The 10,439-nt window shown below is 51.5% G+C and carries 8 protein-coding genes and 3 pseudogenes; 3 read left to right on the top strand and 8 right to left on the bottom strand.

What is annotated here, in order from left to right:
* A pseudogene (locus AC2FHW_RS08690) lies at nt 1-104 on the bottom strand (IS5/IS1182 family transposase); the annotation flags it as partial.
* Between AC2FHW_RS08690 and AC2FHW_RS08685 the strand changes: the two are divergent.
* Nucleotides 101-496 (top strand): annotated as a pseudogene (locus AC2FHW_RS08685) (IS5 family transposase); the annotation flags it as partial. The pseudogenes AC2FHW_RS08690 and AC2FHW_RS08685 overlap by 4 nt on opposite strands.
* A 74-nt stretch (nt 497-570) precedes the next feature.
* Here AC2FHW_RS08685 and AC2FHW_RS08680 read toward each other — a convergent pair.
* The 4 genes from AC2FHW_RS08680 to AC2FHW_RS08665 all read right to left on the bottom strand — a co-directional run bounded on the left by AC2FHW_RS08680 (nt 571) and on the right by AC2FHW_RS08665 (nt 4,157).
* Nucleotides 571-1,581, bottom strand: coding sequence for a DUF2955 domain-containing protein (locus AC2FHW_RS08680; protein ID WP_142636062.1), 1,011 nt, complete (start codon nt 1,579-1,581; stop codon nt 571-573).
* Nucleotides 1,571-2,635, bottom strand: coding sequence for an HlyD family secretion protein (locus tag AC2FHW_RS08675; protein ID WP_142636064.1), 1,065 nt, complete (start codon nt 2,633-2,635; stop codon nt 1,571-1,573). The genes AC2FHW_RS08680 and AC2FHW_RS08675 overlap by 11 nt, the downstream gene beginning before the upstream one ends.
* Nucleotides 2,632-3,711 (bottom strand): AI-2E family transporter, encoded by a 1,080-nt coding sequence (locus tag AC2FHW_RS08670; RefSeq protein ID WP_142636066.1) that lies wholly within the window; start codon nt 3,709-3,711, stop codon nt 2,632-2,634. The genes AC2FHW_RS08675 and AC2FHW_RS08670 overlap by 4 nt, the downstream gene beginning before the upstream one ends.
* A 179-nt stretch (nt 3,712-3,890) precedes the next feature.
* Nucleotides 3,891-4,157: a potassium channel family protein gene (locus tag AC2FHW_RS08665; RefSeq protein WP_246097203.1), complete on the bottom strand. Its 267-nt coding sequence runs from the start codon at nt 4,155-4,157 to the stop codon at nt 3,891-3,893.
* 422 nt (nt 4,158-4,579) lie between these two features.
* Here AC2FHW_RS08665 and AC2FHW_RS08660 point away from each other — a divergent pair, with 422 nt between their 5' ends.
* Nucleotides 4,580-7,228, top strand: coding sequence for an AsmA family protein (locus AC2FHW_RS08660; protein ID WP_271948682.1), 2,649 nt, complete (start codon nt 4,580-4,582; stop codon nt 7,226-7,228).
* Between the two features lie 157 nt (nt 7,229-7,385).
* Here AC2FHW_RS08660 and AC2FHW_RS08655 read toward each other — a convergent pair whose 3' ends face one another.
* From AC2FHW_RS08655 to AC2FHW_RS08645, 3 genes and pseudogenes are all read right to left on the bottom strand, one after another.
* Entirely contained in the window at nt 7,386-7,535 is a 150-nt protein-coding gene (locus AC2FHW_RS08655; RefSeq protein ID WP_271948684.1) for a hypothetical protein, read from the bottom strand.
* A gap of 90 nt (nt 7,536-7,625) precedes the next feature.
* Entirely contained in the window at nt 7,626-8,423 is a 798-nt protein-coding gene (locus tag AC2FHW_RS08650; protein WP_271948686.1) for a GNAT family N-acetyltransferase, read from the bottom strand.
* A 218-nt stretch (nt 8,424-8,641) separates the two neighbouring features.
* Nucleotides 8,642-9,325: pseudogene (locus AC2FHW_RS08645) on the bottom strand (IS6 family transposase).
* Between the two features lie 219 nt (nt 9,326-9,544).
* On the opposite strand from AC2FHW_RS08645, the gene AC2FHW_RS08640 reads away from it, so the two are divergent.
* Complete coding sequence (locus tag AC2FHW_RS08640) at nt 9,545-10,432, top strand: LysR family transcriptional regulator (protein ID WP_271948687.1); 888 nt, start codon at nt 9,545-9,547, stop codon at nt 10,430-10,432.
* Nucleotides 10,433-10,439: the final 7 nt, after the last annotated feature.

Below are 10,439 nucleotides of genomic sequence, written 5' to 3'. Positions count from 1 at the left end.
CTCACCTGCCCAGCGGATATGAAAAAACGGATAGGGCGTCCCAGACTGTCAGTAACAGCGTGCAGTTTCGTATTCATGCCGCCTTTGGTTCTGCCAATCAGGCGGCATGAATACCAAGCTGCAAGCTATCTGTGATAGCCAAGGTCGCCCGCTCAACCTGTTCGTTACCGCCGGGCAGGTCAGCGATTACATCGATGCTCGGGCTCTGCTCAGCAGCATACTGAACGTGTATTGGCTGCTCGGGGATCGCGGCTATGACGCCGACTGGTTCCGTGAAGCGTTAAAAGACAAAAGGATACGCGCCTGCATCCCAGGCCGTAAGCAACGCAAGACACCGGTCAAATACGATAAGCGCAAATACAAACGCCGCAACCGGATCGAGATCATGTTCGGCAGGCTCAAGGATTGGAGGCGCGTGGCGACACGTTATGACGGTAGTCCCAAGGTCTTCCTCTCAGCCTTCGCACTCGAGGCAACCGTTATGTACTGGTTATGAATCCTGACCCTAAGTAGAATTGGTCAAGTTGAGAACTCTGTCGGTTTCAGCGCCAAGCCTTGTTGCAACAAACGTCATTGAGCCGCCTGGCGCTCTTTTTCCGGCCAGAATTCATCTACCACGACATATGCGATGATTACAAAGAAGGCGGCGCTGGCAACTTGCAAAACTCGAATGATGCTCTTGACGTCAGCCTCGTCTGAAAACGGCGCAACCGACCCGCCATATACTATGAGAGCCGTTGTAATAGCAGAGCCGGCAGCGGTGGCGAGCGGGGCTTGAGATTTACCGAGTGCTCCGAGTGTCAGGCAAAAGAAAAAACACAGCAGAATGGGCGTTAGAATAACCGGCGCTATTACGTTTATCTCATAGCAAATGATGGATACTGCCGCCCCAAGCAGGTTTGCCGTCAGCATAGCTTTTGCAACCGATTTACCCGCGGCAGGCATCGCTGCAAGTTGTTGGCTCAGCAGCGCGACAAAGAACAGAACCAGCAATGCAGACGCGCCGGAAACAAAAAATGCCATAGCAAACGGGACTGTGACAAGCGACATCCTGACTATGCGACGATATGGGTCGAAGCTTGGCGGCGCTGCAGCTTTTTTTTGAGCCGCCGTTTGAGGTTCAGCGGGTATCAATACGAACATCAGTGTCGATACGAAGCCTGCGAACAGCAGGTTCAACGGTATCCAATACACGAGCACCAAAGCCAGGTCCTGTGATTGCAGAACCAGGTTCGGAATCATCAATGCGCCCATGAGAGCTATGACACCGGGTAATACTCCGGCGCCGGAAACTGACCACATGAAAGACAGGATTATTCCAATCGCCACCAGCATCAGAAATACAAGCGGATATGGTGAGAAGATTGACGACAACAGGAACGAAATGAACATCAACCCAATAGAGAAGACAAAGAGCTTCGCAAATGCTGTCAAAGGCAATGCGGCAGGTGCTTGCAGAAAAAGGGCGGCGAACACCGCCCCAACGACGGCAAGCGGCCACCCAAGAAATAGGCCCAATGAAAAGACGCCGGTAACACCCAGCGCAAGCCGGGTGACAGAGCGTTGGTCCTCAGTACGCATAGGACAGAATTGAAACCACGCGGATATAGGTGCGACCTACGAGGTTCAGCAACGAGTTGTCGCTTAGGTACATGATCACATCGGCTTGCCCATTCAGTTGAAAGCGAAGGTCATCTTCGGTGCTTCCGGCTTCATAGCCAGGTAAAACGATCCTGACTGGGAACCTCTCAGGCTCCCGCAAAAAACCTTTTGTGCTTGGCGGGCTCGCTAATTGCCCGGGCACATCACCGCCACTTAGGGAAACAGCTGCACTAAAGCTCTCAATGACGCCCGGAATAACCTGACCTGGATGCATGTCCAACACTACATCAACCGGAGACCCTATCGAGGCTCTTCCTAGGTTGTTCTCGGAAAAATACGCCTCAATCCAGACGTCAGTTGCGTCCAGAAACGTCAACAGATCCTGACCGGATCGCGCATATGTTCCGGGGGCTATCAGCAAATTAGAGATGACACCTGTCGCCGGAGCGCGCAACTCAGTCCACTCAAGGTTAAGCTCTGCATCCGCTAAGGCGGCCAACGCGCGCTGGATTTTCGGGTTTTCAATCCCGTCGTCACCAAGTCTCTGTTTTGCTTTTTCCAGATCTGCTTTTGCGTTCTCATAGTTTGCCTCGGACTCTGCCAGTTGCCCTCGCGCATCATCGGCCTTTGAGACGGCAATCAACCCTTTCTTTTCGAGCGCAAATACGCGTTCTGTTTGAATGCGCATCGTATCCAGATCGCTCTGCGCCCTTGCTAGTTTGGCCTGTGCCGCTCTTACTTCTGCCGAAGATGCACCGACTTCTTGAGTGGCTGCTTCGAGATCAGCTTCCGCCTTGTCGCGCTGAATTTCGTAGGGTCGCGCGTCGATCCGGACGAGGACATCTCCGGCCGAGACGATTTGACCATTTTCGACCAAGACTTCAGTCACAGTTCCAGTCACCTGCGGGACGATCTGGGTCGCCACGGCTTTTACTCTGGCGTTCCCGGTAAATGGCGTTTTCCGATCAGCGACCAGGTACCAGACAAGAAAAATCAGAATGACCGCCAGGGTTGTCCAAATTGTCTTCCTCATTTCGCCGCGCCTTCAGCAGTGCCCTCGGCTTCGGGCGAGGTATCAATCCAAACTTTGAATAGCTCATAGAAAACAGCGAAGAGAACCGGCCCCATAAAGACGCCGATCAAACCGTACGCCATCATACCTCCGAGAACACCGATGAGGATGACCAACATGGGAGTCTCAAGGCCTTTTGAAATGAACACGGGTCTTAGAAAACTGTCCATTATCATGACGGGAACGGCCAATATGGTGAAGATCAAAGCAGTCCCGCCGGACATGGAACTCCAAGCGTAGATAATTACCGGTATTAGAACCAATCCGGGCCCGATTTGGATAATCGAGAGTATCAGGCAGATGAATGCCAACGTGGCGGCCGAAGAAATCCCAAACAAAGCCAACAGTATCCAAACGCAGACCGCTTGAATGGCAGCTACGCCAATCACGCCTTTTGTAACGTTCCGAATTGTTGCGCCTGCCAGTGTTACGAATTCTCCACCGCGCGGAGCGAAAACACGGTTGGCAAAGCGCTGAAGACCTTGGACCATATTTGGCCCGGGGCTGAACAACGCCCCCATTATCAATACGGACAGAGCTAAGCCAAGAAGCCCGATGCCGATGCCCAACACCTTTCCAAACAGCGACTTGGTGATCTCAAGGATTTGCGCGCCATATTTCGTAAGCGCGCCGTCAAGATTGCGCTCAAACATCCCCCAGACATCGGAAATTTTGTCTCCAACCAATGGTAATTCCTTGAGGCCCTCGGGCGCAGGAGGGACTTTCAGCTCACCCTTGTCTGCTTGTTCCGCGAATTCAGCCCCTAGTTCTGCAGCACCAGACACCGCAGTTGCGACTGGCCCCAGGGTCAAAACAAGGCCGAGCAAAACCAAGATCGTTGTGGCAAGCTTTTTCCGACCTCCCAGCTTGGACTGCAGCCAATCAAATGCCGGGTAAAGCGCCACACAGAGGATAGTTGCCCAGATAACCACGCTTGCAAGCGGGGCCACCATGACCAAAGCGCTGTAGAGAAATAGTCCGAGAAAGAGCAATCGTATTGCCAGATCGACAATCTTTGCGTCCTGTGTCTTTTCCATTCCATCCCTCCATATGTTTCTTGAATGTTATACTCAAAAAACATAATATGTATATTTTTTTAGTTTTAGTGATCATCTATCAGCTTGAAGACGCAAATGAATCCAGGCCGCAGCTTGAGATGCACAGACGGGCCAATGCCTGTGCAGGAACTCGGTTTGGCTCATTTGAGTGCAGTCTATTAGTCCGCTTTTTTGTCGTCCTGGGACAAGATTGTATCCGCCACTGTGGTCGCCGCGGTCACGAAGACACCGAGGCCCACTATGATGTAAATCATTGTGAAGATCTTCCCTGCCGCGGTTTCAGGTGAGAAGTCACCAAACCCCACAGTCGAAATCGTCACGACAGAAAAGTAGATTGAGTCGAGCCAACTCCAACCCTCGACAAAGTGGTAAAAGACCGAGGCCCATAAAATCATTCCAACCGTGAAGGCAAGAATGCCTTTCACTCTACCGTCTTTGAAAGCGACGCCTATCCCACGTGTTATTCTAGTTAGTGAGTTCATCCTGTCCTCGTCGTTTGAAGAATTCACATATAACAGTAATTAGATAAATGTGGGAAATCGAGGAAATCTGGCTGCCAATAGCTTGGGGATGCGTCGAGCCGCTGAAATCGCAACCCCTGCAACGTGTCCAGTTCTGGTCGGTCAAACTCGCTTCAAGCCAGCTGATTGGAAGCTGGGTCAGCGGTACAAAAGTTATTTTGTCATCTACCCGTGATTTAGCTGTCCGACCAAATCAGCGAGAGTTATCAGCTGTACGGTCAAGATCATTCAGAGGTCGGGAAATCTTTCGACCATATAATCCATTAACCTAACAAATAAATGGTTTAGGTTGCCCAAGGTATGAATCGGAACATTAGGAGAAAAGCGTGCGATACGTTGCAAAAGGTGTATTGGTTTGTTGCGCTGTCGCGTTTATGGCTGTGTTAGCAGCTTGGCTTTTCCTGTCTTCTACGTTGTTTTCTTCTGTAAGGACCACCTTCGTCGAAAACCTGATCTCCAAGAAACTTGGTCAGGACGTCATCATAGAGGATGAAGTGCGTCTGGGCCTTGGCCGGCACTTGCAGGTGTCAGCGGCGGGGCTGGTACTACCCGGTTCGCGGAGAGCGAACGAGAATCTGGCAGCTATCGACGAACTTGAGTTCGAAATTTCCACGCGCGACCTCTGGAACAGTAATCTATCGCTGAGCAACCTTTTTCTCTCGGGCGTTCACCTGAACCTGATCACAGGCAAAGACGGCGTCGGAAACTGGCAGTCCCTTTCCCAATCAGATGTAGAAGCCGGGCAAGCTGCTAAGTCTCCGAAAATGCCGTTGGCTGGAGTTCTAACGGACCATAAAATTGACCTGACCGATATCACCGTTTTTTACCAAAACGATCTAAACGGGCTTGAGCTGGATCTGCAGCTTTCTGAGCTGCTTCTAGAACGCGATACGGAAACCGACGTTGCGACCGCAGTTGGGGCCGGTTCGCTAAACGGAGAGAGGTTTGATCTGTACGCGACATTCCCTGCGGAAGACCCGTTTCAGGTAGCGGTGAGCTTCGAACAGATTTCGATTACCGCAGAGGAATCCCCCATAGAAGACGGGCTGCAAGTGAAGACGACCCTAGAGGTTGTAGAACTTGGCCAGCTTCTCGATATCCTGAAGCTTGACCGTGTCCTGGAAGGTTCAGGAAGTATTGGTGCAACATTCAAATCGGTCGACGGCGTTGCTCGGATTGATGATCTAAGTGTTTTGACGGAGTTGGATGGCGGGCAAAGCCTGACGCTGACAGGACAAATCGGAGAATTGGGAAATCCGGAAGACGTATCGTTGACAACCCGCATTCGGTTGTATCCTGAAGATGCTGAACCAGCCCCCGCCGCATCGCGGTATGATCTTAAATTTATCGCTGTCGACATGGTTATCGACAGCGTCCCCGGGCAGATTCCGCAGCGGCAAATGGTCATTAAGACCAACGGATTCACATTGGACACGTCTGGCGAGGGCCCGCCTCCGATCAAGTTCTCCGAACTTTCCAGAACACCAGAAGGCAGCTTAAGGGTCGGAAGCATCAACTTGAGAATTGGGGACCCGGCTGATCCGTTTATCATTTTGGACGGTTCGGTCGATGACGCGCTGCAGTTACAAGGAATATCAGCAGAAGGTCTAATGGATATTCCGGCAAGCAGTTTGATCTCACCAGAACTGTTAGGACCGGACGACCAACTCGGCAGATTTTCCGGCGACTTTCATTTGAATGGCGACATCAATCAGCTATCGCTGACGAATTTAGATGGAAAGACAAGTGAAACAGAAGTCTGGAACCTCGAAGTACATGGCACTGTGAAGAATGTACTCAAATTCGAGGACCTGGATTTAGCAATTGATGTCGAAGTCCCATCAGGAGCGGACCTTTTGGAGGCACTATCGCTTGAACGTGTGGAAACCGGACAGGCTCGCCTTGAGATTGACCTCGCTAGCGAAGGCACCGATTGGAACGCGAGTGCCAATGTAGAGGTTGCTGAATCTGTCCTCGAAATTGTCGCCGATCTTGATGATGCAACAAGTGATCCTGTGCTGAAGGGTTCCATAGAGAGTGACCTGATAAAGATAGATCATATCCGAACCATCGTTCAGGCCGCCGCACAGTTGCGGAAGCTAGGCGGTACGGAGCCCGATGAGGAAGATGTCAATCAAGAAGCAGATGACACTGGCCCTTTGAGAGATGTGACGCTTAAACCAATTGGACGTTCAGTTCTCTTGTCCGGTATGGATATGGATGTCGACATTGACCTTCGGCACATAGAGGGCGCCAAAGGCATTAGCAGTTTGCAGAGCGAACTGACGCTTAACAAAAATGAGCTTAAGGCCGGACCTTTGAAATTTGAATACGGTGGCGCTCATTTCGACGTCAGCGGGCAAATGGATCTATCGAACGATGCGCACCTGCTCACGTTGACCGGCAAGGCAGGCGGCTGGCAGCTGGATGACATTCTTCACGGACTGAACTTCAAAAAAGGTGCAAGCGGTACGATTTATGCAGATTTTTCGGTGTCAGGAGGAACCGATTCACCCAAGCACTTTGCCAACAGCATGAACGGCAACGCCACAGTTTCATTACGTGATGGCTCGATCGAGACCCAGCTTTTGGATTTGGCGGGGCTGGGTGTGCTACCTTGGGTGTTTACCAAAGAAAAACAAAAGGTTGCTCCGATCGTGTGCTTGCGCGCGCCGATTAGTATCTCCAATGGAAGTATTTCGACGAAACAAACCACCTTGGAAACGGATCATGTCCAAGTTGTCGTTTTTGGCGGGGTCGATGTGGCTGGCAAGGTCTTGGATTTAGATCTACAGCCCCGCAAGATTGGCGAACCTCTTTCGAAAAGCCCCTGGCCAGTGACTCTAAAAGGCCCGCTAGCTAAGCCGAAAATCAAGGTCAAGGACGGCCCGAAGCGACTGAAACGATCAGATGGTGCAGACAAAATGCCTGCCAAAAGAAAACTCTGCGTCCCGGATATTTTGCAACTGCAGTAGTAGTAGTGGAGGCAGTTGGTTCGGGAATAAATCTAGAATTAAAGAAAGATGGCAGTGCTCCCGAAAATGGATTTCCGCTTTGAGACCAAAGCGGACACCAAAGAAAATGCCAGGCGACGCCAACAATTAGCGTCGCCCGATAGTCGTGGCCGTCGCTTTATTCTACCAATTTCAGATCACCAGGACGCCAGGTTTTGTCGAACCAAGGCTCGAGCGGTCCGTTGAGGCGCATCATCACGTTGAAGCTTTGCCCTGGCATGGTTTGCGCCCAGTTGTTCTCCCAACCTTCTGGGGCTTTTGGTCCCATATGCGCTGACTTCAGACAGCTTTTTCAAGAGACCAACTCAGGCTCTTGGTAATATTGCTTACACAATGCGACCACAGACAGCCGGATGGGTCACTTGGTTAACCGATCTTCTGAGTATACGTGAGGGTCAATGATCGCGACTATGTCGTTTCCACTGTCCTCCAAGCCAAGTCTTTCGCAAAGCCGTGCAGAGGGAATGTTACCCGGAGCGATGCCTGTCTTGAACCCTGTGGCGCCAAGCTTTTCATGCGAGTGTATTAGAGCTATCGCCCCCAAGACTTTTGCAATGCCCTCGCCCATGCGTTCAGGTTTGGTCGAGAGTTGCCCCCATTGTGCGCGACTATGCAGCCGACTGCTGGAGGGATGACACAGAACTGAACCCGCAGTTGCAATTGGAGCACCTGATCGATCAACGACGACCATAGCAAACCCGGGACGAGACAATCCGCGCATCACCGGCCCTATTGGCGGTAGAACACCATGGCTCAACGCGACTTCCGCGAAAGCTTCAAGCCATTCTGGTGGAGAGCTGCGATCAATCACTCGTAGCGTTAAATCCTCGGGCAAAGCATGAGTTGCGACCACTTGGCGAGCGGCTTCGACACAGTTCAGACCGCCAAGATAGCAAGCAATCGTGTCGGTTTTTAAACCCTCGCTTTCAATTCGTTCTCGCGCCGTCGCCACCTCCTCACGCGGTATGCTTTCTATCGCCGTGATGCCAAGAATTCGGGCCATTGCGACGGCATCATCCAACGCCCCGCTATACTCGTTGGCAATCTGTATACCACGCCCATGGCTACAAAACCGAGGGTCATCACCCAACAGCTGCATAAGATGCTCGCCCATGGTTGACATGCGTCGCTGTGCTTCACTTCCGAATACTTCCATGAGATCTCCCTTGAAGTACCACATGACAGTTCTGAGATGATCGTTTGATAGGGGTCGTGTCGTCAAGCGGACGTCACGCGCAAGACTGCGACACAAAGAGGATTTTGGGAAAGGGCGAATTGCAGCTATGTCCGCAGGGCCGCCGTTCGTTCCTCATTGTGAACTGGATGTGTCGCAAACTTTTGCAACGACCATAGGCAGTCAACTACCGGACACACCTATTCTGCGATCTCGGCAAACAGCCGAAAGCCCGACGTGGTAGTGCTGGGGAATTGCCGCTTCCGGATCATTTTGGCGACCTAGATGCCGTCCAAAGTAGCTGATGCGGATCTGAACGATTTGAACCCACACATATGCCGTACACGACGCTTGATAAACCGATGACCCTGTTCGATTAGGTTATTCAAATACTTGGACCTGACCGTTTGGATTTTGGCTGGGCAGCCAAACCGATTAAGGATTTTGTTCACCACTCGAATGCCAGCCGCGTTGGCGCCGCTTTTGTCGATGACGATCTTGCTCGGGATTCCATTTGAAGACAGCGCTTTGGCAAAGAACCTTGCTGCTGCTGGACGGTTCCTGCGCTCAGACAACATGAAATCAAGAGTATTCCCAGCTTTGTCGACGGCCCGATAGAGGTACATCCAGTTGCCGCGAACACGAATATAGGTTTCGTCCATGCGCCATGAACTCGGCGTTGGACGCTTCTTTGACAGCGCACGAGCTGCGACGATTGGCGAGTATTTCACCACCCACCTATAAAAAGTGGCATGGTCAACTCGGACACCGCGCTCAGCCATGATCTCTTCCAAGTCACGATAGGACACCGTGTACCGCAGATAGAAGAAAACAGCGTACAAAACTGCATCCTTGGGGAAATGACAGCCCTTTAACGAGATCATGCTCAAATAACCTGTTCGAAAATTATTCGACCAGTAAAAACCTCAGATCATGCATGCTCGTCAACTAGACACCAGAGTTTGCGACACATCCTGTTTTTTTCAGTCATGTCCGTATCTCCTGTTCGAGCGAAAGAACAAAACCAGACCCTATTTGGGAACTTGCTGATAAAAGAAAAATGATAAATAAACCGAGCTAACGCGAATTTTTCTTGGTGGTAAATGCCGTCCAACCAGATAAGTCTAACCTGGCTGCGTAGCTTTGAAGCCGCGGCCCGACATCTGAATTTTACCAGTGCAAGCGTCGAATTGGGGCTGACGCAGGCTGCCGTCAGCCTGCACATCCGATCATTGGAACAGCAGTTGCAGCACAAGTTATTTGTGAGGCGCGCAAGACATCTGTCTCTCACAGAGCTTGGTCAGGCTTATTGCTCAACTGTCCGGCAGGCGCTTGCTGATATCGATATGGCCTCGGCAAACCTTTTCGGGTCGATGGCGACGAAGACAGTTACGATCAAGGCGCCGATATCGACCGCTTCACTTTGGCTTGCGCCCCGTCTTCCGTCGTTCAAGAAAGACCACCCGACGATAAATCTTCGCCTTGTGACAAATATCTGGACAGAGACCACCAATTTAGAAGAGATCGACGTAGAGCTACGCTTGGGTCGTGGCAACTGGACCGACGCACTCTCCGATAAGCTCTCTGATGAAACGATCGTCCCGATATGCGCCAAAGGCCGGAAGAACAGTGCAAAGCAAGTGCAGGATCTGCTGTCTGGTCCATTTGTTCACATATTGGGCCATGAAGGCCATTGGGAACGATACTTGAGTGCATATGACTGCACCAAGCCGCAAGACGCCCCGCAATACCTGGTAGACACAACCATTTCGGCGCTGCAACTTGTCGCGAGTGGCGGTGGCTATGCTCTAGTGTTCTCGCGACTGGTCAATACCGAAAATGGGCTCGCCTCGGGCGTTCGATTTGCCGGCAAACCGCTGCCACATCCGGATGCACATTTCCTAATGCAACCTGTTTCCAAAAAATCTGTACGACCAGAGGTCGAGATCTTTGTGGACTGGTTGCGTAAGCAGTTTAAAGAAGATGTTTGATCTTGGG

This window comes from Ruegeria sp. YTSA108 (genome assembly GCF_059610185.1).
The sequence above is the reverse complement of the archived record's forward strand: the minus strand, read 5'-3'. Positions and strand labels throughout refer to the sequence as shown.

Excerpts from the sequence above, each read along its gene's own strand:
- AC2FHW_RS08680 (WP_142636062.1), bottom strand. The coding sequence starts at position 1,581 with ATGCGTACTGAGGACCAACGCTCTGTCACCCGGCTTGCGCTGGGTGTT.
- AC2FHW_RS08675 (WP_142636064.1), bottom strand. The coding sequence starts at position 2,635 with ATGAGGAAGACAATTTGGACAACCCTGGCGGTCATTCTGATTTTTCTT.
- AC2FHW_RS08670 (WP_142636066.1), bottom strand. The coding sequence starts at position 3,711 with ATGGAAAAGACACAGGACGCAAAGATTGTCGATCTGGCAATACGATTG.
- AC2FHW_RS08655 (WP_271948684.1), bottom strand. The coding sequence starts at position 7,535 with ATGGGACCAAAAGCCCCAGAAGGTTGGGAGAACAACTGGGCGCAAACC.
- AC2FHW_RS08650 (WP_271948686.1), bottom strand. The coding sequence starts at position 8,423 with ATGGAAGTATTCGGAAGTGAAGCACAGCGACGCATGTCAACCATGGGC.
- AC2FHW_RS08640 (WP_271948687.1), top strand. The coding sequence starts at position 9,545 with ATGCCGTCCAACCAGATAAGTCTAACCTGGCTGCGTAGCTTTGAAGCC.